Origin of the sequence: Cognatishimia sp. SS12 (assembly GCF_028369055.1) — a bacterium.
Lineage (GTDB): Bacteria > Pseudomonadota > Alphaproteobacteria > Rhodobacterales > Rhodobacteraceae > Cognatishimia.
Genome location: NZ_JAQNCZ010000001.1, coordinates 502,300 through 527,858 on the forward strand (window position 1 = coordinate 502,300; position 25,559 = coordinate 527,858).

21 protein-coding genes are annotated in these 25,559 nt (G+C 59.7%); 11 read left to right on the forward strand and 10 right to left on the reverse strand.

Going from position 1 to position 25,559, the window contains the following annotated elements; all coding sequences use genetic code 11:
• Window positions 1-44: 44 nt before the first annotated feature.
• Window positions 45-917: an NAD(P)-dependent oxidoreductase gene (locus N6L24_RS02415; RefSeq protein WP_271843047.1), complete on the forward strand. Its 873-nt coding sequence runs from the start codon at window positions 45-47 to the stop codon at window positions 915-917.
• Between the two features lie 63 nt (window positions 918-980).
• Here the strand turns inward: N6L24_RS02415 and N6L24_RS02420 are convergent, their stop codons facing one another.
• On the reverse strand, window positions 981-1,541 hold the full coding sequence (locus N6L24_RS02420; RefSeq protein WP_271843048.1) for a YSC84-related protein: 561 nt from the start codon (window positions 1,539-1,541) through the stop codon (window positions 981-983).
• 105 nt (window positions 1,542-1,646) lie between these two features.
• A complete protein-coding gene (gene hemB, locus N6L24_RS02425; protein WP_271843049.1) occupies window positions 1,647-2,663 on the reverse strand; it encodes a porphobilinogen synthase in 1,017 nt (338 codons plus the stop codon).
• A 113-nt stretch (window positions 2,664-2,776) separates the two neighbouring features.
• Between hemB and N6L24_RS02430 the strand changes: the two genes are divergently transcribed.
• Window positions 2,777-3,301 (forward strand): component of SufBCD complex, encoded by a 525-nt coding sequence (locus N6L24_RS02430; RefSeq protein ID WP_271843050.1) that lies wholly within the window; start codon window positions 2,777-2,779, stop codon window positions 3,299-3,301.
• 9 nt (window positions 3,302-3,310) lie between these two features.
• Window positions 3,311-6,745 (forward strand): transcription-repair coupling factor, encoded by a 3,435-nt coding sequence (mfd, locus tag N6L24_RS02435; protein ID WP_271843051.1) that lies wholly within the window; start codon window positions 3,311-3,313, stop codon window positions 6,743-6,745.
• Here mfd and N6L24_RS02440 read toward each other — a convergent pair.
• The 3 genes from N6L24_RS02440 to N6L24_RS02450 all read right to left on the reverse strand — a co-directional run bounded on the left by N6L24_RS02440 (window position 6,742) and on the right by N6L24_RS02450 (window position 10,234).
• Entirely contained in the window at window positions 6,742-7,947 is a 1,206-nt protein-coding gene (locus N6L24_RS02440; RefSeq protein WP_271843052.1) for a multidrug effflux MFS transporter, read from the reverse strand. The two genes, mfd and N6L24_RS02440, sit on opposite strands and share 4 nt — an antisense overlap.
• A gap of 123 nt (window positions 7,948-8,070) precedes the next feature.
• Window positions 8,071-8,721, reverse strand: coding sequence for a DsbA family oxidoreductase (locus N6L24_RS02445; protein WP_271843053.1), 651 nt, complete (start codon window positions 8,719-8,721; stop codon window positions 8,071-8,073).
• On the reverse strand, window positions 8,696-10,234 hold the full coding sequence (locus N6L24_RS02450; protein WP_271843054.1) for a class I adenylate-forming enzyme family protein: 1,539 nt from the start codon (window positions 10,232-10,234) through the stop codon (window positions 8,696-8,698). Before N6L24_RS02450 ends, N6L24_RS02445 begins: the two co-directional genes overlap by 26 nt.
• A 109-nt stretch (window positions 10,235-10,343) precedes the next feature.
• On the opposite strand from N6L24_RS02450, the gene N6L24_RS02455 reads away from it, so the two are divergent.
• On the forward strand, window positions 10,344-10,967 hold the full coding sequence (locus tag N6L24_RS02455) for a helix-turn-helix domain-containing protein (protein WP_271843055.1): 624 nt from the start codon (window positions 10,344-10,346) through the stop codon (window positions 10,965-10,967).
• On the opposite strand, the gene N6L24_RS02460 is transcribed toward N6L24_RS02455, so the two are convergent.
• Together N6L24_RS02460 and N6L24_RS02465 are read right to left on the reverse strand one after the other, a co-directional pair.
• The gene (locus N6L24_RS02460; protein WP_271843056.1) at window positions 10,964-11,611 is read right to left on the reverse strand and encodes a DUF1638 domain-containing protein; all 648 of its coding nucleotides are present in this window, start codon (window positions 11,609-11,611) and stop codon (window positions 10,964-10,966) included. The genes N6L24_RS02455 and N6L24_RS02460 overlap by 4 nt on opposite strands.
• Before the next feature lie 9 nt (window positions 11,612-11,620).
• Window positions 11,621-12,319, reverse strand: a complete 699-nt coding sequence (locus N6L24_RS02465) for a corrinoid protein (protein WP_271843057.1) — start codon at window positions 12,317-12,319, stop codon at window positions 11,621-11,623.
• Window positions 12,320-12,490: 171 nt separating this feature from the next.
• Here N6L24_RS02465 and N6L24_RS02470 point away from each other — a divergent pair, with 171 nt between their 5' ends.
• Window positions 12,491-13,579 carry a PA0069 family radical SAM protein gene (locus tag N6L24_RS02470; protein ID WP_271843058.1) on the forward strand — a complete coding sequence of 363 codons (1,089 nt, stop codon included), beginning with the start codon at window positions 12,491-12,493 and terminating at the stop codon, window positions 13,577-13,579.
• A 5-nt stretch (window positions 13,580-13,584) separates the two neighbouring features.
• On the opposite strand, the gene bmt is transcribed toward N6L24_RS02470, so the two are convergent.
• From bmt to N6L24_RS02485, 3 genes are all read right to left on the reverse strand, one after another.
• Entirely contained in the window at window positions 13,585-14,604 is a 1,020-nt protein-coding gene (gene bmt, locus N6L24_RS02475; RefSeq protein WP_271843059.1) for a betaine--homocysteine S-methyltransferase, read from the reverse strand.
• Between the two features lie 85 nt (window positions 14,605-14,689).
• Window positions 14,690-16,567, reverse strand: coding sequence for a phosphatidylglycerol lysyltransferase domain-containing protein (locus N6L24_RS02480; protein WP_271843060.1), 1,878 nt, complete (start codon window positions 16,565-16,567; stop codon window positions 14,690-14,692).
• Between the two features lie 147 nt (window positions 16,568-16,714).
• Window positions 16,715-17,029 carry a DUF1476 domain-containing protein gene (locus N6L24_RS02485; protein ID WP_271843061.1) on the reverse strand — a complete coding sequence of 105 codons (315 nt, stop codon included), beginning with the start codon at window positions 17,027-17,029 and terminating at the stop codon, window positions 16,715-16,717.
• 158 nt (window positions 17,030-17,187) lie between these two features.
• On the opposite strand from N6L24_RS02485, the gene purC reads away from it, so the two are divergent.
• The 6 genes from purC to N6L24_RS02515 all read left to right on the forward strand — a co-directional run bounded on the left by purC (window position 17,188) and on the right by N6L24_RS02515 (window position 25,510).
• Window positions 17,188-17,949: a phosphoribosylaminoimidazolesuccinocarboxamide synthase gene (gene purC / locus N6L24_RS02490; RefSeq protein ID WP_271843062.1), complete on the forward strand. Its 762-nt coding sequence runs from the start codon at window positions 17,188-17,190 to the stop codon at window positions 17,947-17,949.
• Between the two features lie 91 nt (window positions 17,950-18,040).
• Complete coding sequence (gene purS / locus N6L24_RS02495) at window positions 18,041-18,271, forward strand: phosphoribosylformylglycinamidine synthase subunit PurS (protein ID WP_271843063.1); 231 nt, start codon at window positions 18,041-18,043, stop codon at window positions 18,269-18,271.
• On the forward strand, window positions 18,271-18,939 hold the full coding sequence (gene purQ / locus N6L24_RS02500; protein WP_271843064.1) for a phosphoribosylformylglycinamidine synthase subunit PurQ: 669 nt from the start codon (window positions 18,271-18,273) through the stop codon (window positions 18,937-18,939). The genes purS and purQ overlap by 1 nt, the downstream gene beginning before the upstream one ends.
• A gap of 37 nt (window positions 18,940-18,976) precedes the next feature.
• A complete protein-coding gene (locus N6L24_RS02505; protein WP_271843065.1) occupies window positions 18,977-20,740 on the forward strand; it encodes a sensor histidine kinase in 1,764 nt (587 codons plus the stop codon).
• Window positions 20,741-20,743: 3 nt separating this feature from the next.
• Window positions 20,744-22,078 (forward strand): sigma-54-dependent transcriptional regulator, encoded by a 1,335-nt coding sequence (locus N6L24_RS02510; protein WP_271843066.1) that lies wholly within the window; start codon window positions 20,744-20,746, stop codon window positions 22,076-22,078.
• A gap of 465 nt (window positions 22,079-22,543) precedes the next feature.
• Window positions 22,544-25,510, forward strand: coding sequence for an Rne/Rng family ribonuclease (locus tag N6L24_RS02515; protein ID WP_271843067.1), 2,967 nt, complete (start codon window positions 22,544-22,546; stop codon window positions 25,508-25,510).
• Window positions 25,511-25,559 lie beyond the last annotated feature (49 nt).

The following is a 25,559-nucleotide window of genomic DNA, read 5'->3' on the forward strand; positions in this document are numbered from 1 at the left end:
TGCCCGAGGGGAGATTACTGCGAAACAGAAAAAGGTGAAAGCAGATGGCGAAAATTGCGTTTCTCGGCCTTGGGGTGATGGGATATCCGATGGCGGGTCATTTGCAGGCCGCGGGCCATGAGGTGACAGTCTATAATCGCACCGCCGCCAAGGCCGAAGCCTGGGTCGCCCAGCACGGCGGCGCGATGGCAGCCACCCCAAAAGCGGCGGCCAAAGGGGCAGACTTTGTCATGGCCTGCGTTGGCAATGACGATGATCTGCGGTCGGTCTGCACCGGGCCGGAGGGCGCGTTTCATGGCATGTCGCCTGGCGCATGTTTCGTTGATCACACCACTGTCTCCGCCAAGGTCACGGCCGAGCTTTATGACACCGCCAAAGCCGCGGGGCTGAGTTTCGTTGATGCGCCGATTTCCGGCGGGCAGGCCGGCGCAGAAAACGGCGTCTTGTCGGTGATGTGCGGCGGGGACGCGGCGGCCTATGCGGCGGCGGAGCCGATTATTCAGGCCTATGCGCGGATCTGTCGCCGGATCGGCGAGTCCGGCGCGGGCCAGATGACCAAGATGTGCAACCAGATCGCCATCGCCGGGCTGGTGCAAGGCCTGTCCGAAGCGTTGCATTTTGCCGAAAGCGCCGGGCTGGATGGCCGCGCGGTGGTTGAGGTTATCAGCCAGGGTGCCGCAGGCAGCTGGCAGATGCAGAACCGGCATGAAACCATGCTGGATGATCATTTTGATCACGGGTTTGCGGTGGATTGGATGCGCAAGGATCTGGGGATTTGCCTGTCGACGGCTGATGAAATTGGCGCAAGCCTGCCTGTCACGGCGCTGGTCGATCAGTTCTACAAGGATGTGCAGAAAATGGGCGGCAACCGCTGGGATACATCCAGTCTTATCAAGCGGTTGCGTGATAAATCTTAACCGCCTGCCTTAATGTTAAAACGCCGCCTTAAGAGGCGGCGTTTTTCGTTTTATTTCTATGTTTTACGGGATGATGCGCGAGTATTTCGTGCCTTCCAGTGTTGCCCCAACCCGCAGACCTGCGCGGCCAAAGATGATCGCCAGAACCGGCGAGGTCAGCGAGGTGGTGTCCGTCGCCAAAGAGTCGCCTTCGTTGGAAATGACATATTCCAGATCAGCCCCGGCGGCCCAACCGCTAGAGCGGCGGAAGTTCAGCAGCGCATCCTGCGTCATGAAAAACAGCACATGGGCGTATTGCTGCGCGCCGATCTGAATGCCGAAATTCGCCTTGGTGGTGGAGTAGTAATCGACCGTGATGTCATCAACGATCAGCGCGCCGCGCCCATAGGCCCCGCCGATGCCCAGCCCGGCCTCTGTGACCAGCGGCATGACCAGCATGCCAACCGATTTTTCTTTGAGGGTCACGGTGTTGGGGTAGGTCGCATACATATGCTGCAGCGTGGTGTTGACGCGGGCGTCAATGGTTTCAGCGCCATTGCTGCCAATGCCATTGCCGCATGCGGCGGTAACCGATGCCCCTGCCAATGCGCTAAAGGCAAATGTTCGTCTGCTCATCTGTGTCATGTGAAAGCCTGTGTTTCGATCAAGGTTTGTTATTTTTCTGCTCTGCCGGCGATACCGGTCTTGCGCATAGCTTAGCGGAATTCCGCTAAGCTGTCATCTTTCAGATCACCCTTCGGCGGGTTCCAGCCCGCGCAGTTTGCGCGCCACCGCCGGGGCGAAATAGGTCAGGATGCCGTCACACCCGGCACGTTTGAAGGCCAGCAGGCTTTCCATCATTGCTGCGTCACCATCAATCCAGCCGTTTTGCGCCGCCGCCTGGATCATCGCGTATTCGCCGCTGACCTGATAGGCAAAGGTGGGCACGCCAAAGCTGTCTTTGACCCGGCGGCAGATATCAAGATAGGGCATCCCCGGTTTGACCATCACCATATCCGCGCCTTCGCTGAGGTCGCGCTGCACCAGACGCAGCGCTTCGTTGCTGTTGGCGGGCGTCATCTGATAGGTGGTTTTGTCCCCCTTGAGCGCGCCTGAGGCCCCAACGGCATCGCGGAATGGGCCGTAAAAGGCACTGGCGTATTTCGCCGCGTAGCTCATGATGGTGACATTATGATAGCCGCCGTCTTCCAGTGCGCTGCGAATGGCGGCGATCCGGTTGTCCATCATGTCCGAGGGGCCGATGATATCCGCGCCCGCCGCCGCTTGGCTGAGCGCCTGTTTCACCAGCGCCTCCACGGTGCGGTCATTGACGATCTCGCCATCTTCCACAAACCCGTCGTGGCCGTTGCTATTGTAAGGGTCCAGCGCCACATCGGTCATCACAGCGATGCCGGGCACCTCGGCCTTGATGGCGCGGGTGGCGCGGTTTGACAGGTTGTCGGGGTTCCAGGCCTCGGCGCAATCTTCGGTCTTTAGCGCCGGATCGGTGTAGGGAAAAAGGCAGATCACCGGAATGCCCAGATCGCGCGCCTCTTGCGCGGCCTTAACCACCTGATCCACCGACAGGCGGTTGACGCCCGGCATCGATGCCACTGGCTCCACCACGTTTTCCCCATCGCGCACAAACACCGGCCAGATCAGATCATTCACGCTCAGCGCATGTTCTTGCACCAGGGCGCGCAGCGGCGCGCTTGAACGTGTGCGCCGCAGCCGTGCGGCGGGAAAGGGGGCAACAGTCGGCTTCATGATGACCTCATTTTTTTCTTGGACTGAGTTGCCACGGATATTGTGCCGCGACAAGGGTAGGAATTGGCCATAAGCCGCGCTATGTGGAGGCATTGACGACAAGGACAGCTCACGTGGACTGGCACACTACCATTCTGGAACTCATTGATTTGCGCAGTTTCTCGAACCTTTGGTTCTGGATCATGCTTGCGGTTATCTGGTCATCTGCCAGTCATTGGATCATCGGCGTGCCCTATGATCTGGTGCTGCGCGCGCGCCGCAAAGGGGGGCGCTATGAAGAAGATCTGGAAGATCTGGTGCGCATCAACGTCGGGCGCCTGATGTATATCGGCCAAAGCTCGGGCCTGTGGATGACCTCTTTTGGGTGTTTCATGCTCGCCATTATGGCGGTGCTGGGGTTTTACTATCGCATTGAATTTGCCCAGGCCGTGTTTCTCATTCTCTTTCCGCTCAGTCTGGTGGGGCTGCTGTCGCTGGCGGCGGCGCGGGGCATTCAGGCCGATGAGCTGCGCGGCGAAGCGCTTTATAAACGGCTGGCGCGCCACCGCGTCTATGTGCAGCTGATTGGCATGTTGGCGATCTTTTTGACCTCCCTTTGGGGGATGTACCAGAACTTTCAGATTTCACCGCTGAACTAAGGGGCAAGCATGTCGCAGCAGCATATCACCGTTGGCGGTGCGCCCGAGGGTTATGACGCCAAGCTGATCCTGGATGAGGTGGCCAAATCCGGTGGCCCATTGGTGCATATTGCGCGCGATGACAAACGCATTGCGGCGCTTAAGGCGGCGCTGGCGTTCTATCGCCCTGATATGCCGGTGGTGGTGTTTCCTGGCTGGGATTGTTTGCCCTATGACCGCGTGTCGCCCAACGCCGATATATCTGCCGCGCGGATGGCGACGCTGGCCGGGCTGGTGCATGGCACCATGCCCAGCGAATTCGTATTGCTGACCACGCTCAATGCCGCCATGCAGCGCGTGCCAGCGCGCGACACGCTGAAGGGCGCGACCTTTCAAGCGCGGGTGGGCAACCGGATTGATGAAAAGGATTTGCGCGATTTTCTGGTGCGCATGGGCTTTACGCAGGCCCCGACGGTGATGGAGCCGGGGGATTATGCCATTCGCGGCGGCATTATAGATATCTTCCCGCCCGGTGACAGCGGGCCAGTGCGGCTTGATCTTTTTGGTGATGTGCTGGATGGCGTGCGCGGGTTTGATCCGGTCAGTCAGCGCACCACCGAGAAACTCGACATGGTGGAGCTTGCGCCGGTCTCTGAGGTGATCTTGGACGATGCCGCCATTGCCCGTTTTCGCCAGAACTACCGGGTGGAGTTTGGCTCCGCTGGGACAGATGATCCGCTGTATGAGGCGGTGAGTGCAGGGCGCAAACATCAAGGAGTGGAACATTGGCTGCCGTTCTTTCATGAGCGGTTGGAAACGCTGCTGGATTATCTGCCCAAGGCCACGGTCAGTCAGGATGATCAGGTCGATGCCATGCGGCTTGCGCGGTGGGAGTCGATCGTAGATCAATACGAAACGCGCACCCATGCGTTGTCACAGAAAAAACGTTTAGATTCAGTATACAAACCTGTGCCTCCTCATCTTTTGTATCAAGATGAAGAGAGCTGGGACAAGCAGTTGCAAGATCGTCGTATTCTGCACTTTAAACCCCTGCCGCAAGCATCAGGTCCCGGCGCAACTGACGGCATGGCGCGCATTGGGCGGAATTTTGCACCCGAGCGCCTACAAGAAAACATAAGCCTTTTCAGCGCACTTGCGGGTCATATTAAAGCAAAGATGCAAGATGGTCCGGTAATCGTCGCGTCCTATTCCGAAGGCGCGCGCGAACGGCTGAGTGGTCTGATCGAAGACGAAGGCCTGGCTGAAACAATTCTGATCAGTGATGCCCGCGCAATCGACAATCGCGGGCTTTACCTGACCGTCTGGGCGCTCGAAGCCGGGTTCGAAGCGCCGGCCATGACGGTGATTTCCGAGCAGGATGTGCTGGGCGATCGGTTGATCCGCGCGCCACGCAAGAAACGCAAAGCCGAAAATTTCCTGACCGAAACCCAGGCGCTGTCGCTGGGCGATCTGGTGGTGCATGTCGATCACGGCATTGGCCGCTATCTGGGGCTTGAGGTCATCACCGCCGCCGGCGCGGCGCATGAATGTCTGGCGCTTGAATATGCGGAGAGTTCAAAACTCTATCTGCCGGTTGAGAATATCGAACTGCTGTCCAAATACGGCCATGACGAAGGGCTGCTGGATAAACTCGGTGGTGGGGCCTGGCAGGCCAAGAAAGCGCGGCTGAAAGAACGCATTCGCGAAGTCGCAGACAAGCTGATCCGCGTCGCTGCCGAACGTGCGCTGCGCAAAGCCCCTGTGCTCGAAGCGCCGCATCACGCCTGGGAGGCGTTTTCGGCGCGGTTCCCCTATCAGGAGACCGATGACCAGCTGCGCGCGATCGAAGATGTGCTGACTGACCTCAGCGCCGGGCAGCCGATGGATCGGCTGATCTGCGGTGATGTCGGCTTTGGCAAAACCGAAGTGGCGATGCGCGCGGCCTTTGTGGCGGCCATGACCGGGGTGCAGGTGGCGGTGATCGCGCCCACGACCTTGCTGGCGCGGCAGCATTACAAAAGCTTTGCCGAACGTTTTCGCGGCTTCCCGCTGGAGGTGCGTGGCCTGTCGCGCTTTATCTCGGCCAAAGAGGCGGAGAAAACCCGCGAGGGCCTGTCGCGCGGCACGGTTGATATTGTGATCGGCACCCACGCGCTTTTGGCAAAAAGCGTGAAATTTCAGAACCTTGGCCTCTTGATTGTGGATGAAGAGCAGCATTTTGGCGTGAGCCACAAAGAACGGCTGAAGCAGATGCGCTCTGATGTGCATGTGCTGACCCTGACCGCCACGCCAATTCCGCGCACCTTGCAGCTGAGCCTGTCGGGCGTGCGCGATCTGTCGATTATCGGTACGCCGCCGGTCGACCGGCTGGCGATCCGCACCTATGTCAGCGAATTTGACGCCGTGACCATCCGTGAGGCGCTGCTGCGTGAACGCTATCGCGGCGGGCAGAGTTTTTACGTGGTGCCGCGCATTTCAGATCTGCCCGAGATCGAAGAGTTCTTAAAAGAACAATTGCCTGAGCTGTCATATGTGGTGGCCCACGGGCAGATGGCCGCGGGCGAGCTTGATGATCGCATGAACGCCTTTTATGACGGGCAATATGATGTCTTGCTGGCCACAACGATTGTGGAAAGCGGGCTGGATATCCCAACTGCCAACACGATGGTGGTGCATCGCGCGGATATGTTCGGCCTCTCGCAGCTTTATCAGATCCGTGGCCGGGTCGGGCGCAGCAAGACACGCGCCTATGCCTATCTGACGACCAAACCGCGCAAACCGCTGACGCCCGCGGCCGAAAAACGCCTGCGTGTGCTGGGTTCACTTGATACATTAGGAGCAGGTTTTACCCTTGCTTCCCAAGACCTTGACATTCGAGGTGCAGGTAATCTGTTAGGTGAAGAACAGTCCGGACAGATGCGTGATGTGGGTTATGAGCTTTACCAATCCATGTTGGAAGAGGCCATTGCCAAGATCAAATCTGGTGAGATGGAGGGCCTGACCGAAACCGATGATCAATGGGCCCCACAGATCAACCTGGGTGTGCCGGTCTTGATCCCGGAAACCTATGTGCCTGATCTGGATGTGCGACTGGGACTTTACCGTCGTCTCAGCAGCTTGTCGCGCAAAGTTGAACTGGAAGGCTTTGCTGCCGAGTTGATTGATCGGTTTGGCAAACTGCCCAAAGAGGTGAACACGCTGCTGCTGGTGGTGCGGATCAAAGCCATGTGCAAACGCGCCGGCATTGCCAAACTGGATGGTGGCCCCAAAGGGGCAACCATTCAGTTCCACAATGACAAGTTTCCCTCGCCGCAGGGGCTGGTCGAATTTCTCACCGCGCAAAAAGACCTCGCCAAGATCAAAGACAATAAGATTGTCGTGCGGCGTGATTGGCGCAGCGACGCAGACAAGATCAAAGGGGCTTTTGCGATTGCCCGTGATCTGGCGCAGAAAGCAAAGGTTTAGGCGGGCTGCGTCAGTTGCCGTGGCCCAAGCATCAGCATCAGGATCTGCGCCAGCCCGGCGCAGATCAGCACCCCGATCAGTAGGGCGAGGGGCGTGCCGTCAAAACTGAGGCTGACGGGAATGGCCATCAGGGCCGACACCACCGTGGCCGCCGCGCCGTTGATAGAGGCGGCTAGCCCCGCGATATGGCCCAAAGGCTCCAGCGCCAGGGCATTCAGATTGCCAAAGATAAACCCGATCGAGAAAAGCAGGCAGGTCAGCCAGGCGAAAAAAACCCAAACACTCATGACGTCATAGGACCAAGCCAGCAAAGCCATCAGGCTCAGCCCGATCTGCGCCACAAGCGCCGCTTTGATCAAAAAGCGCATGCCGAATTTCAGCACCAACCGCCCGTTCACCACACTGGCGGGTATCGACAGCAAGGCCGCCCCGGCAAAGAAATAGGGAAAGCTGTCCGTGACGCCAAAGGTCTGTGCATAAATCGGCTGCACCACCGAGATCATGGAAAACAGGCTGGCATAGCCCAGCGTCTGGGTTGCAACCGCATATCGAAACACTCGATTGCCAAAGCATTCTCTGACGGCAGACAAGATATCGCGCAGCGAAATCCGCCGGCGATTGTGCCGCGCCAGCGTCTCGGTGCGTCGCAGCGCCAGCCATAGGCCGATCAGGGCCGCAAAGAGCGTGAAGGCAAAGAAAATCCAGCGCCAGCCTGCGAGGTTGAGGATCGATTGCCCCACCAAAGGCGCAACCGCCGGAACCAGCGCAAAGACCGTCATCGCAAAGGACACGATGGAGGCCATGCGCTCGCCGGAATAAAGATCGCGCACCATGGCAAGCCCGGCAATGCGCGGCCCGGCCATGGCCAGCCCTTGCAGAAAGCGCCCCGCCAAAATCCCCGTCAGATCCGTCGCCAACCCCGCCCAGAGCGCGCCGAGCATATAGATCGCAAAGCCCCCCAGAATGATCGGCTTGCGCCCGAACGCATCCGACAGTGGCCCCGCAAAAAAGGTGCCAACCCCCAAGCCCAGCACAAAAATGGTCACAACCAGCGTGGCTTTTTCTGGGGCATCCGGCGTCAGCTCGCGGCCCATTTGCGTCAGTGCCGGCAGCATCGCATCGATGGAAAAGGCAATGGTGGCAAAGAGCATTGCAACCAGCGCAATAAACTCCAGCTCCGCTGAGCGGCTGAGGCGAGACATCAGATCGTCCTTTGAGTGGGTCCGCGCGGCGCAAAATTGCGCTGAGTGCGGCGTAAAACAGACCGCACCCTACAGCGGGTCAGCCCGGATGCAAGCCTTTACCCCGCGACCTTTTGTGCAATTTTACTGGTCTTGTTGTGCGTGCAGTTCGGCGATGACCTTGCGCCAAAGCTCTGGCGGTTGCGAACCCGGCACCGCGTGCTGCCCCGCAACGATAAAGGTGGGCACCGAGTTTACCCCCATTTCGCGTGCGGTCTGATCACGCTTTTGGATGTCTTCGCGATCCTCATCTGTCTTTAACAGCCGCATCACGACCGAGGCGTCCATGCCTGCGCTGTCGGCGATATCAGCCAGAACCTCATGATCGCCAATATCGCGGCCTTGCTGGAAATAAGCGTCAAACAGCTGATCCACCACAGCATTCTGTTTGCCGTCGATCTTGGCCCAATGCAGCAAACGGTGCGCATCCAGCGTATTTGGCGTGCGTTTGATCGCCGCCACATCCAGCGGGATGTCATTGGCTTCGGCATGGGCAACGATCTGGCCATAGGTTTTGACCGCGTTTTCCTTGCCGCCAAATTTCCGCTCCAGATAGTCGGCGCGGTCCATGCCTTCGGCGGGCATATCCGGGTTCAACTGAAACGGATGCCATTCAATGACAAAGGGGTGGACACCTTCTTCGGCCAACGCGCGGTCGAGCAGGGTTTTGCCGATATAGCACCAGGGGCAGATCGGGTCGGACATGATATCAAGCTTTACCGGTGTTGCTGTCATCCTGGGCCTCGTACATGGTTTGCAGCGCTTTGCGCGCCAATTTTCCGTTTGCATTCACCGGCAGCTGGGGCAGGCGGCGATACAGTCGAGGCTGCTTGTAACGGGCCAGAACCGAATTGGCAAAAGCTTCTAGGGCGGCGACGTTCACGTCCCTGTCAGCGGTGTAGAAGGCGGCGATGATGCTTGTTCCGGGTTTGACGGCAATATCGGTGACGGCGACGCCTGTCAGCCCGTCAAAGCCCATCAGTGCGGCTTCGACCTCAAGGGGGGAGACGCGAAAGCCGCCAGCATTCATTATGTCATCGGCGCGGCCCAGATAGGTGATGCTGCCATCAGCGGCGATACGCCCCAGATCGCCGGTCAGAAACCAGTCGCCCCGAAAACGTGCTGCTGTCGCCTCTGGCGCATCAAGATACCCCAGCATCAAACCAGGATCATCGCGGTGCACAGCAATCTCACCCGCCGTCCCGAGGGCAACAGGCCCACCTGCGCCCACAATGGCGACGCGGCGGCCGGGCTGCGGGCGGCCAAGCGTGCCGGTCTGGGCCGGGGCGCTGGGGCTGCCCGAAATGAAGGTGGAACATTCGGACATGCCAAAGGCCTCGTGCAGGGCGGTCCCGGTGGCGGCCTGCCAGTCGCGGCGCAGGGGTTCAGGCAGTTTTTCACCGGCGCTGAGCCCATGCCGCAGGTGCGGCAGCGCGGGAAGGCGGCCTCCTTTCAACATTTTGCGGTAGACGCCGGGCGCGGCGGCCAGAAGCGTTGCCTTGTGGCGGTGCAGCAACAGAGGCAGCGCCTCAAGCTGCACGCCAGGGGCCGGGATCAGGCTGGTAGCCCCCAGGCTCCAGGGATCCAGAAGCCCCGCGCCAAGCGTAAAGGTCCAATTGAACGCCCCAGCGTGCAGCAGCCGGTCGGCCTCGGTCAATCCATACCATCCCGTATGCATCATCTGCCGCGCCCAGATGGCCCGATGGCCATGCATCACCGCACGGGGCCGCGCGCTGGTGCCCGAGGTAAAGACGATATAGGCCAGACGGTTCGGATCCCCCAGATGAAACGCCGCCTGCGGGCCGGATTTCCAGGCGTCCAGCACATCGGTTGTCAGCACGGCGCAGTCAGGCTGCCCCAGCGCGGCCTGCCCATCATGCACTACCAGCTGCGGTTTGATCAGGTCATAGAGCGGGGCGAGTTCGGCCGCGGTCAGCTGCGCGGATGTCGGAACGGCCACCATGCCAGCGGCGATGGCGGCCAGATAGACAATCGGGAAATCCACCGAATTACCAATGCGCATCATGAGGCGTGCGCCCGGTGTCAGCCCCTGATCCAGCAGCCCCTGCGCCACGCCCAAAACGGCCTGCTTCAGCGCCGCGTAGCTGAGCGTTTCTGTACGCTCGGGACCGGCGATGATCAGCGCGGGTTTTGCGCCCATTACGTCGGCCTTGGCAAGCACATGTTGCGCCAGGTTAAACGGCGCGGGGCAGGGCGCGGGGGCACCATGATCAAAAATTGACAGCATATCACTGTGCTAGGCAATCGCCGTGTTTCCGGCAAGAGGCTGACCTCTGGGCGAGACAACATAACGCAAGGTTCTTGATGTTTTTTTGCAGGCGGCCTAGACACTTGGCATGACGGACAGAGACCCCAAAAGCCTTATTCAGGTTGCCCGCGAGAATGGCCCCCAAGAAGAGGCAGAGCCATTGGACCTTGGCCAGCGTGTGCGCGAGCTGCGCAAAGCGCGCAATTGGACGCTGGAGCAAGCGGCTTCGCAGGCGGGGCTGGCGCGCTCCACCCTGTCCAAGATCGAAAATGGTCAGATGTCGCCCACCTATGATGCCCTCAAGAAATTGGCCGAAGGGTTGGAAATTTCGGTGCCGCAGCTGTTTACCCCGCCCATGCGCGATCAGATCAATGGCCGTATGGTGGTGACAAAACAGGGGCAGGGCGCGCATCGCCCCACCGCCACCTATGAGCATGAATTGCTGGCAGAAAATCTGACCAAGAAAAACATGCTGCCCTACCGCGCCCGCGTGCGCGCCCGCAGCATGGAGGAATTTGACGGCTGGGTGCGCCATGACGGCGAAGAGTTTCTTTATGTGCTGACTGGGGTCATCAAGCTCTACACAGAGTTTTACGAACCCATCGAAATGCGCCGCGGGGACAGCGCCTATTATGATGGCACCATGGGGCACAACGTTGTGTCGCTGAGCGAAGAAGACGCCAATATTCTGTGGGTGACGTCGCTGGCCTAGCTGCGTGCAACGCCTGTGAGCGTTGTTTCTAGGTCGCCATAGCCGGTAAAACGGTATTCATAGGCCAGACCCAATTGCGCTGCGCAGGCGCGGGCTTTTTCCTCCAGCGCCGTGTCTATGGTTTGCGCCTGATAGACCAATTTTTCATAATGGCCAAAATACGTGTCGCGCAGCTCTGGGTATCGGTCCAGCCCAAGGGGTTTGATCACAAAGGCCTCAAACTGGCGCACCAGAAAATCCGTGAGGTAAAAGGCGGTGAATTCGGTGTCGCTCTTCGCTGCAAAGCGGTCGTTGCCCTCAAAAAAACTATAGCAATGCGGGCCGGGCACCATCTTAACCCCCAACTCGTCGCAGACGCGCTGCAACTGCCCACCGGTGCCGCAATCGGCATAGACAACAAAGATCTGATCAAAATCCGCGCGGTGTTTTTCAACAGCGTGGCGCACGGCGGCGGGGATGTCTTGTGGGCTGTTGTGCAAAATGGCGGGCAGACATGTGATGGCCATGTGATCCCAGCCATTACTCTCTTTGAGATCAATGATTTCACGCGCCAGCGCGCCGCATGCTATCAGCAACACGCGCCCCGTTTCCACGCTGGCCTCAAGGCCCGCGCGGGTCAATGTGTCATCATTAAGCTGCGCCATTTGGCCTGATCACGCGGTCAGCTGATTGTGTTTGCGCGCCATGAGGGATTTCGCGGTTTCCACCGCCACGGCCGCATCGCGACAATAGGCGTCGGCGCCAATCGCCTTGCCGAATTCTTCGTTCAGCGGCGCGCCGCCCACCAGCACGATGTAATCATCGCGCAGCCCCTGTTCTTTCATCGTGTCGATGACGATTTTCATATAGGGCATGGTGGTCGTCAGCAGGGCAGACATGCCAATAATGTCAGCTTCAAATTCCTTGGCCGCGTCCAGATAGCTTTCCACCGGGTTGTTGATGCCGATGTTTTTGACTTCAAAACCAGCGCCTTCCATCATCATGGTTACCAAGTTCTGGCCAATGTCGTGAATGTCGCCTTTGACGGTGCCAATCACCATACGGCCCGCGCGTGGCGCGCCGGTTTCCACCAGCAAGGGCTTGAGAATGGCCATGCCACCCTTCATCGCGCCAGCAGCCATCAGAACTTCGGGGACAAACAGGATACCGTCACGGAAATCATTGCCCACGATGGTCATGCCGCCCACCAGCGCCTCGGTCAGCACCTTGTATGGGGCCCAGCCGCGATCAAGCAGGATCTGCACGCCTTCTTCCAGCTCATCCTTGAGCCCGTCGTAAAGATCGTCATACATCTGCTCGACCAGCTCTTCGTCGTTGAGTTCGGAGAGGATGAGGTCTTCTTCGTCTGACATTGGTCTTCCTTTGTGGGCCGCTGCACGGCAGGGCCATAATGGGCGTCGCGCTGCGATGCAGCGCCGGTTAAGCCCCTTATAAGGTGGAAAGATTCATAATTCTTGCCAAAAATATTCATTTTAATCATGTGGTGAATTGTATTTGTTCTCTTTTTGTTCTAATTTTTTGCCATGTCCGATGATCTGCCTCTGCCCATTTCCGATGACCGTCGCCGCGCGCGTGGCGCGATCAGCAATACCTCGGGCCGCTACGAAGGCGCGGTGCGGGTTGAAACCCATGACGGCTGGGATATGGCCGAAGAGCGCGCCTTGTTTCGCACCGAGGTGCGCGAGGAGCTGGCGCGCAGTATCATCACCCGCAACAGCTCCCCCGATATTTCCTTTGACCGTTCGATCAACCCTTATCGCGGTTGCGAACATGGCTGCATCTATTGTTTTGCGCGTCCCACCCATGCCTATCTGGGCTATTCGCCAGGGCTGGATTTTGAAACCAAGCTGATCGCGCGGCCCAATGCCGCCGCGCTGCTGGACAAAAGCCTGCGCAAACACGGCTATGCGGTGGCACCGATTGCGATTGGGACCAATACGGATCCCTACCAGCCTATTGAAAAGACATATAAAATCATGCGCGATGTGCTGAAAGTGCTCCAGGCCTTTCGCCATCCGGTCACTATCATCACCAAGGGCACGCTGATTGAACGGGATATTGATATTCTCAGCGATATGGCGCGCGATGGGCTGGTGCAGGTCGGGGTCTCTGTCACTTCGCTGGATCTGCGCACGTCGCGATTGATGGAGCCGCGCGCCCCCAGCCCGGCGCGACGTCTGGCGCTGATCGAGCGGCTGAGCGCCGCTGGCATTCCGGTACGGCTTATGCTGGCCCCTGTTGTCCCTGCCGTTACCGACCATGAGGTGGAGCGGATATTGGGTGCCGGGGCCAATGCGGGCGCGCGGGCTGCCAGCTATATCGTGTTGCGCCTGCCGCTTGAGGTGTCAGAGCTGTTTCAGGAATGGCTGGGCGCGCATTTTCCGGATCGCAAAGCCAAGGCGATGGCGCAGATCAGCGATATGCATGGCGGCAAACCCTACGATCCCGAATGGGGCAAGCGCATGCGCGGCGAGGGGCAGTATGCCCAGCTGCTGGCGCATCGCGTAAAGCTGGCGATGCGGCGGCTCGGGCTCAGCAGCAAGCTGCCCGCCCTGCGCGATGACCTTTTTGCCGTGCCCTTTGAAGAGGGCGACCAGCTGAGCCTGTTTTGACGCGGTCAGCCGCGGCGGCGGCGACGGTTGCGGCGCGGCGCAGCCCCATCATCACTGGCTTCGGTGCCATCTTTGCTAGAGGAGAACGCCCCAAGCGCAGCGGCAATGGTTTCCAGGCTTGGCCGCTCTTGGCGCGGGCGAGTTTCCAGCGCCTCGCGCATGGCGACCAGATGTTCCGGCATGGTGCCGCAACAGCCGCCAATGATCGTCGCCCCGGCGTCCCGCGCCAGCACAGCGTAATCTGCCATCAGCTCTGGCGTGCCATCATAATGGATATGCCCGTCAACATATTTTGGAATACCCGCATTGCCCTTGGAAATCACCGGGCGCTCCGTGCCCTGCGCGCTAAAGCCCAGCACGGTGCGCAAGAGGTCCGAGGCCCCGGTTCCGCAGTTTGCGCCAAAGCCGATCGGCGGGTTGGGAAGCTCTTCAACCAGTTTCACCATATCCGCTGACGTCACGCCCATCATGGTGCGCCCGGCGGTGTCAAAGCTCATGGTACCGCACCAATCCATGCCCGCAAGGGCAAAGCCTTCGGCCGCCGCGCGGAATTCTTCTGGCGCTGAAATGGTTTCGAGCCACAGCACATCCGCGCCGCCTTCTTTCAGACCCTCGGCCTGTTCATGAAACATTTCGACCGCATCGGCATGGCTTAGCGTGCCCACAGGCTCCATGATATCCCCGGTCGGCCCAACCGAGCCTGCGACGATCACCGTGCGGCCGGCGGCATCGGCGACCTCGCGGCCAATCTCGGCAGAAATGCGCGACAGCTCGCGGGCGCGGTGGCCCGCGTTGTGCAATTTCAAACGCGAGGCATTGCCGCCAAAGGAGTTGGTCAGAAACAGATCGCTGCCGCTGTCGACGGCGAATTTATAGAGTTTCTTGATCCGGTCCGGATGCTCTTCGTTCCACAGCTCGGGCGCATCGCCCGAGGTCAGGCCCATGTTGAACAGGTTGGTGCCGGTTGCGCCATCCGCCAGAAGCCAATCGCGGGTTTCAAGCAGGCGGGAAAGGGCATTGGTCATCGGTGATTCCTTCGGGCAAAGTCAGCGCGCGCCCCGGATGTGCCATGGGCGCGCACAAGGTTCAAATTCAAACCATTCAATATGATTATGAGTTGTGGGTCGGCTCCGCCTCTGGAGCTGCGATGCGGGCGGGCGCGGTGAGGGGCGTGGCGCGTCGCACCGAACGGATCAGGTCCATCGCGGCCAGCGTCAACTGCCCCCAGCCCGGCGCTGCCATATAGAGCGGTTGCCAGTGCGGATTAAAACTGGCTTTGAACTGGCGCAGCCCTTTGCCACCGGATTTGCGGCAGACAAGTCCGCGCAGCGCGGTCTCAAGTGGGCCGTGGCCTTCGGGCGGCGGCGGGGCCGCCGCAAGCGACAGCCGCGGCACGCCCGCGTCTTTGGCCGCCAGAATGGCGCTGTTGACCAGCAGATGCATCGCGCCATCTGGCGCTCCGGGGCGCAGGCGCATCAGATCAAGGCACCATTCATGCGCCGTGGCATGAAAGGTGACAAAGCCCAGCAGCGCGCCCTGATGATACGCCAGAAAGACCGACTGATGGGTGATATACCCCGGTTCAAACTGCCCCATGGAAAGACCCCGAGCGCCGCCGTTTGCCGCCTCCCAAGCCGATGAAATTTCGGCCATTTCTGCAAAGGGCAGGATCGGCGGATTGCTGCGGATTTCAATGCCGGATTTTTCCGCGTTGCGCAGTTTGCGCCGCAGCTGCCGATAGGGCGCGCCTTGCATGCTGTGTGTGTCCGGGCGCACCAGCGCTTCGTCCGCGACATGCAGCACGGACCAGCCGGTCTGCCGCGCCCGCAGCGCGTGGCGCGCGGTGATCTTGTATTTGCAGACAATCCGGTTCTGTGCCCGCGCCAGGGTTTTTAAGGGCGAGGCCAGATCAGCCGAATGCCCAAGCACCGGATCAAAGATCGAGGTCAGCGTTTGGCCGGTGCGCACCACGCTGCAGGTGCCGTTGCCGGTTGTCAGGATCAGCCCGCCGTTTTGCCGCACGATGCCAAGCTCGGCCCGCGCGGTGCCATGGCGCAAGGCTTCGTCCAGACAGGAGGGTTGTGCGTCATCGGGCAGCAAGCTTTCCGACAGCGGGCGCAGCAGCGCCAACCCGCCCAGAACAGCGGGCAGCGCATAATAAATCAAGCGAAAGGCCAGAATGGCCGCCATCAGCTCTGTTTCCGGCACAAATGGCAGAAGCGCCAGCAGAGTCAGCTCAAAGGGGCCAACGCCGCCGGGGGTGCCAGACAGGATCGCCGCCCCAAGGGCAATCAGGTAGACCGGGAAGATCTGCGCCAAGCTCAGATCGATGCTGGCGGGCAGCAGGAGCCAAAGCGCCGTCGCCGCGGCCAGTGTATCAATCAAGCACAGCCCCAGCATTGCGCCCAATGCGGGCAGGGTGGGCAGCTCAACCTCGCGGCCTGAGCGCCGCAATACCGGGTTGAAAAACGCGAGCCCCAGCATCAGCGCCGCAATAGCAAGGACAGAACAGGGAATGGAGGCATGCACATTTGCGGTCGGCAATATGAGCACCGCAGCCGAGGTGATCACAGCCCAAGACCCAAGAAAGCAAAGCGTGACAAAAGCGGTGATCTTTGCCGCCCGTACCAGCCCAAGCCCCGACAGCAGTCGCCAGCGGATAAACGCGCCGACAATGGCCCCAGCGCCGAGCGTTTGCCCCACGGCAATAGCGCTGGCCCCGCTGAGGGTGGCGCGCCGCACGCAGATGCCCGTGCGGAAATGTCGATGCGCAATCACATCATAGCGGGCCACGGCCCAGAAACTCAGCGCTGTGGCCAGACCCGCACCGGCCCAATGCCAAGCGGTAACAGAAAGAACGCTCTGCCAAAGCTGCGCGAAATCAATATGGCTGATCTGCTGAAACACCGCCCAGCAGCACAGCGCCCCAATGGCCAACGGCACCACATGCCGCAAAACGGTGGAAAAACGACGAATGACCTGCCCCAAGCCTTCACCTCATGCTTTTGTTTTTGCTCGATCCGTCGCCGTTCTGGCGCAGATCGTTACCAAAAGCTTATCATTTCAGGGTTAAAAAAATGCCAAAACAGCCAGCGCTTTCGGCTGGCTGTTTTGCAGGTGTTTCCAATGGCCTACTTAGGCTTCGCCCGTCAGCTGCTGCTTCGCGAGGATCACACATTCGCGGCGTTTTGCGCGGATAACATCGCTGGGGGTATTGCCCTGCATGTCTGCGGTCACTTTGCGAATGACGTCCTCATCGCCGGCCTCTTCGAAATCCGAATTGATAACCGTTTTGACGTAATCGACCGCTTCCTGGCCGCTCAGGCCCAGCTCTGCAGCGGCCCATTCCCCCAAAAGCTTATTGGCGCGCACTTCGGCTTTGAAGCGCATTTCTTCATCATGCGCGAATTTGGCTTCGAATGCCTTTTCACGATCGTCAAATGTCGTCATCTGGGGTTCCTTCCGCGATTAAGCCTTGTCTCTTATGATATGCCCACACTGGCAGCATGTCGCAAGGGGTTTGCAGAGCTTGCGACAAACTCGCCCATGGATTAAAGAGCGCCCATGAAGCGGAGAGTCGGTCTCCGTCCACAGCGAAAGAGTCCCTCATGGCCCGCGGCAAGAAAATCTATGAAGGCAAGGCAAAGGATCTGTTCGAAGGACCAGAGCCCGGAACCATCATTCAATACTTCAAAGATGATGCCACCGCATTCAACGCGGAAAAGCGTGATGTGATTGACGGCAAAGGCGTGCTCAACAACCGCCTGAGCGAATATTTCATGGTGGGCCTGGGCCAAATTGGCGTGCCAACCCACTTTCTCAAGCGCCTGAATATGCGTGAGCAATTGGTGCGCGCCTGTGAAATTATCCCGCTTGAAGTGATTGTGCGCAACTATGCGGCCGGCTCGCTCGCGAAACGTCTGGGCCTGGAAGAGGGCACACAGCTGCCGCGCCCGATTGTGGAATATAGCTACAAGGATGACTCGCTGGGTGATCCGCTGGTGACAGAAGAATATATCGCCGCCTTTGGCTGGGCCAGCCAGCAAGACATGGATGACATCCTGAGCATCGCGCTTCGGGTCAATGATTTCCTGGCCGGGGTGATGTATGGCGTTGGCATCAAGCTGATTGATTTCAAGATCGAGATTGGCCGTGTCTATGAAGGTGATTTCCAGCGTCTGGTTGTGGCCGATGAGATCAGCCCGGACAGCTGCCGCCTGTGGGATATCGAAAGCGGCCAGAAGCTGGACAAAGACGTGTTCCGCCGGGATCTGGGCAATCTGACTGATGCCTATTCCGAAGTGGCCCGCCGTTTGGGGGTGCTGCCCAAAAACGCCACCCCGATGCAGAAGCCAACCCTGATCAACTGAGCCCAGACTGCGCTGCGCGCGGGGCTTTTGAGTATTTATGAAAAGATGAAGCCGATCTGGGTTTTGTCGCAATGAGCTGGAGATTTTCGACATGAAAGCACGTGTCTATGTGATGCTGAAGAACGGCGTTCTGGACCCGCAGGGAGAAGCGGTGCGTCACGCGCTGGGATCGCTGGGGTTTGACGGCGTGGAAGGCGTGCGCCAGGGCAAAGTGATTGAGCTGGACCTGGCTGCGGGCACCACAGAGGCGACCGTGACCGAAATGTGTGAAAAGCTGCTCGCCAATACTGTGATCGAAAGCTACCGCGTGGAGCTGGTGTAATGAAGGCGGCGGTTGTTGTCTTTCCCGGATCAAACTGCGACCGCGACCTTGCGGTGGCCTTTGAACGTGCCGGGGCCGATGTCACCATGGTCTGGCACAAGGAAACCGCGCTGCCAGAGGGTGTGGATATTGTCGGCGTACCGGGCGGGTTTTCGTATGGCGATTATCTGCGCTGCGGCGCGATTGCCGCCAATTCGCCGATTTGCCGCGCTGTCGTCAAACACGCTGAGGCGGGTGGCTATGCGCTGGGGGTCTGCAATGGCTTTCAAATTCTCACAGAAACCGGCCTGCTTCCGGGCGCCCTGCGTCGCAACGCAGGGTTGAAATACATCTGCCGCACCGTGGGGCTGAAGGTGGCGACCACCGACAGCGCCTTTACCGCAGGCTATGTCAAGGGCGACGAGATCATGATCCCGATCGCGCATCATGATGGCAATTATTATGCGGATGACGAGGTTCTGGCGCGTTTGACTGGTGAGGACCGCGTGGCCTTTACCTATAGCGACAACCCCAATGGGTCGATTGCTGATATCGCTGGCGTGCTCAGCGCGAACCGCCGGGTCCTCGGCATGATGCCGCACCCTGAACGGGCGGCAGATCAAGGCCATGGCGGCACCGATGGAACGGCAATGTTCAGCGCATTGGTCGGCCAAGTGGTAACAGCCTGACTTGAGTGCGCCGCCGCGGCGGCGTACCCTACCTGCCATGAGCGGGAAAACTGTGAAGAAACGTAATCAGTTGCAATTGCGCACCATCAGCTGGCGGGTGCGTCTGATGTTGCTTGCGCTCTGCGTTGTGGCGGGCGCGACCATCTGGATCACCAACAGCCTGCTGACTGACCGCTTTACCCAGAATACGCGCAACCGGGCCGAGCTGCGCCTGGCGCTCTATTCGGGCAACCTGCAATCGGAATTGCGGCGCAGCTCTATTGTGCCGCAGCTCTTGGCGCGCGATCCGGAATTGATCCGGGCTTTGCGTACTGGGGATTTCAGCCTGTCCACCGCACGGCTGATTTCTTTTGAAGATGAAATCGGGGCCGCTTCGCTGGTGCTGCTGGATACCGAAGGGCGCACCGTGGCGGCCACGGATCGCAACCGTTTGGGCGAAAACCATCGGCAGGCCCCGAGTTTTATCAATGCCATGCGCGCCAATACCACGGTGTTTACCGTCGCGCCGCGCGAGTCGGCGGGCTATCGCTTTACCTATTCGCGCCGTCTGGATGATCAGGCGCAGGCGCTTGGGGTCATTGTTGTCGAGGTTGATCTGCAGAAATTTGAGCGCGCCTGGGCGGGCATTTCAGATGCGGTGCTGGTGACGGACAGCGAAGGCACGATTATCATGGCGACAGAGCCGCGCTGGCGCGGTTTGACCGAGGCAGAGGCGCTGGTGCGTCAGCCGCCCAAGGGGGCCATTGAACGGGCCATTCAAGCGACCTCGGAATGGACGGCATTGCCCGCCGATGCTTATTTGCAGGGCGAGGCGGTGATGCGCAAAGAGGCGCGCATTCCGTTCCGTGGCTGGCAGATGGCCAGTTTCACCACCTATGCCAATGTGCGCGAACGGGTGAATGCGGTGCTGGCGCTGGAGATTATGGGATTCGCCATCCTTCTGGCGCTGGCCTTCTATTTTCTCAGCCGAAAGAACGCCTTGCGCATGGCGCTGTTCCAGCGGGAATCGGCAAGCCTTCGCGCATTGAACCAACGCTTGCAGCGGGAAATCGCCGAGCGTGAACGCATGCAAGCGAGCCTTGAAGTGGCTGAGCAGACGCTGGCACAAAGCTCAAAACTGGCCGCCTTGGGGGAGATGTCGGCGGCGGTGTCCCATGAGTTGAACCAGCCTCTCGCAGCGATGAAAACCTATCTGGCGGGGGCGCGTCTTTTGGTGCGACGCAACCGGTTTGAAGAGGCGCTGACATCCTTTCAGCGCATTGATGATCTGATCGAGCGCATGGGGGCCATCACCAAGCAGCTCAAGAGCTATGCGCGTAAGGGCGGGGAGGACTTTCGCCCTGTAGAAATGGGCGATGCGCTGGCCTCGGCGGTGTCGTTGATGGAGCCGCAGCTGCGCCAGAGCCAGGTCAAGATCGCGCGTGTGATCCCCGATACGCCGGTCCGGGTGATGGGGGATCGGGTGCGGATTGAGCAGGTGATGATCAACCTGTTGCGCAATGCCCTGGACGCCACCAAAGGTGTTGATGACCCAGAGATCGAAGTGATGCTTTCTGCGGGGGAAACCGCGACATTAACGGTGCGTGACAATGGTGATGGGATCGAGAATCTCGATGATCTGTTTGAACCGTTTTACACCACCAAACAGCCGGGCGAGGGTGTGGGGCTGGGGCTTGCCATTTCCTCCGGGATCGTCAACGACCTAGGCGGACGGCTGACCGCGCGAAACGGTCAGAATGGTGGGGCTGTATTTGAAGTGCAGCTCCCTATCTTAAGTGATGAGATTGAAGCGGCGGAGTAGAAGATGGCTCAGGCTATGAAAATTGCGATTGTGGATGACGAAAAGGATATGCGTCAGTCTATCAGCCAATGGCTGGCCCTGTCGGGGTATGACACCGAGACCTTTGCCAGCGCCGAAGAGGCGCTGAAGGTGCTGGGGCCGGATTATCCGGGCATCGTGATCACCGATATCAAAATGCCGGGCATGGATGGCATGCAGTTTCTGAAAAAGCTGATGGGCACGGACAGCGCGCTGCCGGTGATCATGATCACCGGCCATGGCGATGTGCCGATGGCGGTTGAAGCCATGCGAGTCGGGGCCTTTGATTTTCTGGAAAAACCATTCAATCCCGACCGGATGAGCCAACTGGCCAAAAAGGCGGCCAATGCGCGCCGCCTGACGCTGGACAATCGCGTGCTGCGCAAAGAGCTGTCCGATGGCAGCCAGTTGATGAAAAAGCTGATCGGCTCCTCGCCGGTCATGTCGCGCCTGAAAGAGGATATCCTTGATCTTGGGCAGGCGGATGGCCACGTGTTGATCGACGGTGAAACCGGCACCGGCAAGACCCTTGTGGCGCATGCGCTGCATGCCGTCGGCAGCCGAGCGGGCAAGAAATTCGTGCTCGTCAGCTGTTCGGCCCTGGAAGAAGACGCGCTCTCTAAGCGGCTCTTTGGCCCGATGCAGCCTGAGGACACGCAGTTGCCTGCCGTCGAAGAAGCGCGCGGCGGCACGCTTGTGCTGGAGGATATCGAAGCGCTGAGCGACACATTGCAGGCGCGGCTGCTGAGCCTGATCAATGAACAGGGCACCCCGGCGGAAACGCGCATTGTGGCGATCTGCAATTTGCAGGAACAGAACCGCACCTGCGAGGACGCCCTGCGCTCTGATTTGTTTTACCGGCTTGCGGCGCTGCGCATTACGGTGCCACCGCTGCGTCAGCGTGGTGAGGATATTCTGTCGCTGTTCACGCGCCATGCGGAACAATTCTCTGATGAATATGGCTGCGATGCCCCGCAGGTCAGCGCGCAAGAGGCGGCGCAGCTGTTGCAGGCCCCTTGGCCGGGCAATGTGCGCCAGCTGATCAACCTTGCGGAACGCGCCGTGCTGCAATCACGCCGGGGTGGGGGCACAATTGCCTCGCTCCTGATGAATGACCACGAAGAGATGCAGCCGGTGATGACCACGGAAGGCAAACCGCTGAAAGAATATGTCGAAGCCTTTGAACGCATGCTGATTGACAACACTATGCGGCGTCATCGCGGCTCCATTGCCAGCGTGATGGACGAACTTTGTCTGCCGCGGCGCACCTTGAATGAAAAAATGGCCAAATACGGCTTGCAGCGCGCAGACTACCTCTAGGCGTTTTGCGTCATAGCCTGTGGATAAAAACCGCGTCGCAGCTCAGGCTGCGGGGCGGTTTCTGATTTTCGCGCGCGCTTTTCCCCATTGTCATTCCACTATCTGTAGTCTTATGTAGAGATGACGGATTGCGTTATTGACGCTCCGCTTGAGTTTCGCTGATCCGAGTCTGAGATGGACGCAGTTGCGCCCCAGACCCGTGTCAGGCCGATTGAGCCCCTATTCGGGGCTGGACAAATGCCCGTGTCGCAAAATGCGCCGGGCCTGCAACAGGTGCCCCACGGGGCATCGGAGAAGAACCGCGATGAAGCGCGCGCAACACGTGAGAGACCGAGTAGAGGCCGCAAGCGGCCCTGTCGGCGTCGCGCCTTCCTTCGCCTTGACAAGACACCCCCCGCTTTCCCTGGAACCGCCCGGATTGACACCCCGGCGCGCCAGTCGATCGCGCGGGTGCAAACGGAAAATATGGCTAAGAAAATGCTCATCGATGCCACCCACGCGGAAGAAACCCGCGTTGTGGTGGTCGACGGAAACAAGGTCGAGGAATTTGATTTTGAATCCGAAAACAAACGTCAGCTTGCTGGCAACATCTATCTTGCAAAAGTAACACGGGTTGAGCCGTCGCTGCAGGCGGCCTTTGTTGATTACGGCGGCAATCGCCACGGCTTCCTCGCGTTTTCGGAGATCCACCCGGATTATTACCAGATCCCGGTCGCAGATCGCGAAGCGCTGATGGAAGAAGAGCGCGCCTATGCCGAGTCGCTGAAGGACCGCGACGAGGAAGACGAAAAGCCCAAACCCAGCCGCAGCCGCCGCTCGCGGTCCCGTTCGCGTGGCAAAGGGGGCGCGGACAAGGCTGCTGATAAGAAAGCCGCCGCCGCTGAGCAGGAAAAGCCTGATCAGATCGAAGGCATGGAAACCATTGATCTGGCTGAAGACGATACTGTCGCCGCAGACGCCGGGCTGATCGAAGCCCCAGAAACTACCCCTGAAGCAGCCACAGCAGAAGACGCAGCCGCCGCGGAAACGCCGGACCAAAAGCCCCAAGAGGCCGAGGCTGACGACGCTGCGCCTGCCGAAACCGCAGAAGACAGCGCCGCTGCGGATACCGAAGAGGCTGAGGCCGCGCCAGAGGAGGCTGCTGAGGCCGACGGCAAAGGCAAACCTGGTCAGACCATGGCCGCGAAATCCGAAAGCGATGGCACCGATGCGGTAGCGACGCAGGACCCAGCGACCGGCGAAGAAACCGAAAGTGATGCCCAAGAGGCCGAGGCCGACGACGCTGAAGCCGCCGCTGACACGTCTGCTGATGCCGAAGCAGAAGCCTCCGCAGATGCTGCGGACGACGCGGCAGAAGAGAGCGCGGATGAGGCTGCTGAGGAAGACGAAGACTCCAAGCCACGAAAGCGTTCCAAAGCGAGCGACAAGGATGATTCCATCGAGTCCGTCGCGGATGAAGATGACAGCGAAGATATTCGCCCGCCGCGCAAACCACGCGCGCGCCGCTACAAAATTCAGGAAGTGATCAAGGTCCGCCAGATTTTGCTGGTGCAGGTCGTGAAAGAAGAGCGCGGCAACAAGGGCGCGGCGCTGACCACCTACCTCAGCCTGGCCGGGCGCTACTGCGTTCTGATGCCAAACACGGCTCGTGGTGGCGGCATCAGCCGCAAGATCACCAATGTGGCCGACCGCAAGAAGCTGAAAGAAATCGCCAATGAAATCGACGTGCCAAGTGGCGCGGGGCTGATCGTTCGGACCGCCGGTGCGAAACGCACCAAATCCGAGATCAAGCGCGATTACGAATATCTGCAGCGCCTGTGGGAACAGATCCGTGAGCTGACGCTGAAATCCACTGCGCCGGCCAAGATCTACGAAGAAGGCGACCTGATCAAACGCTCGATCCGCGACCTTTATAATCGCGAGATTGATGAGGTTCTGGTCGAAGGCGACCGCGGCTATCGCATCGCCAAGGACTTCATGAAGATGATCATGCCGTCCCACGCCAAGAACGTGAAGAATTACCAGGATCAGCTGCCGCTTCTCGCGCGCTATCAGGTGGAAAGCTATCTCAGTGGCATGTTCAATCCAACCGTGCAGCTGAAATCCGGCGGTTACATCGTGATCGGCGTGACCGAGGCGCTGGTGGCGATTGACGTCAACTCTGGTCGGGCCACCAAAGAAGGCTCGATCGAGGAAACAGCGCTGAAAACCAACCTTGAGGCTGCCGAAGAAGTGGCGCGACAGCTGCGCCTGCGCGATTTGGCCGGGCTGATTGTCATTGACTTCATCGACATGGACGAGCGTAAAAACAACGCCGCCGTGGAAAAGCGGATGAAAGACAAGCTCAAGACCGACCGCGCCCGCATTCAGGTGGGCCGCATTTCCGGCTTTGGCCTGATGGAAATGTCGCGTCAGCGTCTGCGCCCCGGCATGATCGAGGCGACCACCAGCCCGTGTCCACATTGTCACGGCACTGGCCTGATCCGGTCTGACGACAACCTGGCCCTGAACATCCTGCGCCAGATCGAAGAGGAAGGTACGCGCCGCCGCTCGCGCGAGGTGCTGGTAAAGGCCCCTGTGTCCATCGCCAATTACCTGATGAACCAAAAGCGTGACCACATCGCCCAGATCGAGGCACGCTATGGTCTGTCGGTGCGCATCGAAGCGGATGTGCATCTGATCTCGCCAGACTTCTCGATTGAAAAGTTCAAAACCGCGACCCGCGTTGTGCCAGAGGCTGCGCCAGTTGTGTCCGTGGATACCAATCTGATGGATCAGATTGATGAGGACATCGAAGAGCAGGCCGGCGCCACCGAGGAGGCCGAGGTAGAGCCCGCTGCGCCGGACGAGGGCGAAAAGCCCAAGAAACGCCGTCGCCGTCGTCGCCGCTCGCGCAAGTCACGGGATGGCGAAGGCCAGGCCAACGAAAACGGGGAGACCTCTGGCACGTCCGAGACCGAGGCGGAGAAATCCGAAGAGGCGGAGACCGCGCCAGCAGAGGATCAGGTGGCCGAAGCCACCGAGGCATCCGGCGAAACGAAAGAAGATGCGGCGGAAGCCAAACCCAAGCCCAGCCGCTCGCGCAGCCGGTCCCGGTCCCGCAGCAAGTCCAAAGCGGATGCGCCCAAGACCGACGCCGCTGCACCGGCTGAGGAAGCTGCAGAGGCAGTGGAGGCGGCGGCGGAGCCCGCAGCAACCACAGAGGCCCCGGCCGCTGCAGAGGCCGCGCCCGAAGCGGATGTGCAAGTTCTGGAAAAAGCACCAGAGCCTACACAAGACGCCGCGCCGGAACCTGTGGCTGAAACCACACCAGAGGCCAGCCCAGAGCCGGTTGACGCGCCAGAACCTGCCGCTGCGCCAGAGCCAAAGGCAGAAGAGCCCGCCAAACCCGCCAAGCCAAAGCGGCGCGGCTGGTGGTCGATGAGTAAATAAGACGATAACTCAAGAAAGCGCCGGGCATTGCCCGGCGTTTTTTTTGCTC

What these genes read in the sequence shown, in the direction of transcription:
- N6L24_RS02455 (WP_271843055.1), top strand. Translation starts at nt 10,344, where the DNA reads ATGACGGACAGAGACCCCAAAAGCCTTATTCAGGTTGCCCGCGAGAAT.
- N6L24_RS02515 (WP_271843067.1), top strand. Translation starts at nt 22,544, where the DNA reads ATGGCTAAGAAAATGCTCATCGATGCCACCCACGCGGAAGAAACCCGC.
- N6L24_RS02450 (WP_271843054.1), bottom strand. Translation starts at nt 10,234, where the DNA reads ATGCTGTCAATTTTTGATCATGGTGCCCCCGCGCCCTGCCCCGCGCCG.
- purQ (WP_271843064.1), top strand. Translation starts at nt 18,271, where the DNA reads ATGAAGGCGGCGGTTGTTGTCTTTCCCGGATCAAACTGCGACCGCGAC.
- mfd (WP_271843051.1), top strand. Translation starts at nt 3,311, where the DNA reads ATGTCGCAGCAGCATATCACCGTTGGCGGTGCGCCCGAGGGTTATGAC.
- N6L24_RS02415 (WP_271843047.1), top strand. Translation starts at nt 45, where the DNA reads ATGGCGAAAATTGCGTTTCTCGGCCTTGGGGTGATGGGATATCCGATG.
- bmt (WP_271843059.1), bottom strand. Translation starts at nt 14,604, where the DNA reads ATGACCAATGCCCTTTCCCGCCTGCTTGAAACCCGCGATTGGCTTCTG.
- purC (WP_271843062.1), top strand. Translation starts at nt 17,188, where the DNA reads ATGGCCCGCGGCAAGAAAATCTATGAAGGCAAGGCAAAGGATCTGTTC.
- N6L24_RS02470 (WP_271843058.1), top strand. Translation starts at nt 12,491, where the DNA reads ATGTCCGATGATCTGCCTCTGCCCATTTCCGATGACCGTCGCCGCGCG.
- N6L24_RS02485 (WP_271843061.1), bottom strand. Translation starts at nt 17,029, where the DNA reads ATGACGACATTTGACGATCGTGAAAAGGCATTCGAAGCCAAATTCGCG.
- N6L24_RS02460 (WP_271843056.1), bottom strand. Translation starts at nt 11,611, where the DNA reads ATGGCGCAGCTTAATGATGACACATTGACCCGCGCGGGCCTTGAGGCC.
- purS (WP_271843063.1), top strand. Translation starts at nt 18,041, where the DNA reads ATGAAAGCACGTGTCTATGTGATGCTGAAGAACGGCGTTCTGGACCCG.
- N6L24_RS02440 (WP_271843052.1), bottom strand. Translation starts at nt 7,947, where the DNA reads ATGTCTCGCCTCAGCCGCTCAGCGGAGCTGGAGTTTATTGCGCTGGTT.
- hemB (WP_271843049.1), bottom strand. Translation starts at nt 2,663, where the DNA reads ATGAAGCCGACTGTTGCCCCCTTTCCCGCCGCACGGCTGCGGCGCACA.
- N6L24_RS02445 (WP_271843053.1), bottom strand. Translation starts at nt 8,721, where the DNA reads ATGACAGCAACACCGGTAAAGCTTGATATCATGTCCGACCCGATCTGC.
- N6L24_RS02465 (WP_271843057.1), bottom strand. Translation starts at nt 12,319, where the DNA reads ATGTCAGACGAAGAAGACCTCATCCTCTCCGAACTCAACGACGAAGAG.
- N6L24_RS02420 (WP_271843048.1), bottom strand. Translation starts at nt 1,541, where the DNA reads ATGACACAGATGAGCAGACGAACATTTGCCTTTAGCGCATTGGCAGGG.
- N6L24_RS02505 (WP_271843065.1), top strand. Translation starts at nt 18,977, where the DNA reads ATGAGCGGGAAAACTGTGAAGAAACGTAATCAGTTGCAATTGCGCACC.
- N6L24_RS02510 (WP_271843066.1), top strand. Translation starts at nt 20,744, where the DNA reads ATGGCTCAGGCTATGAAAATTGCGATTGTGGATGACGAAAAGGATATG.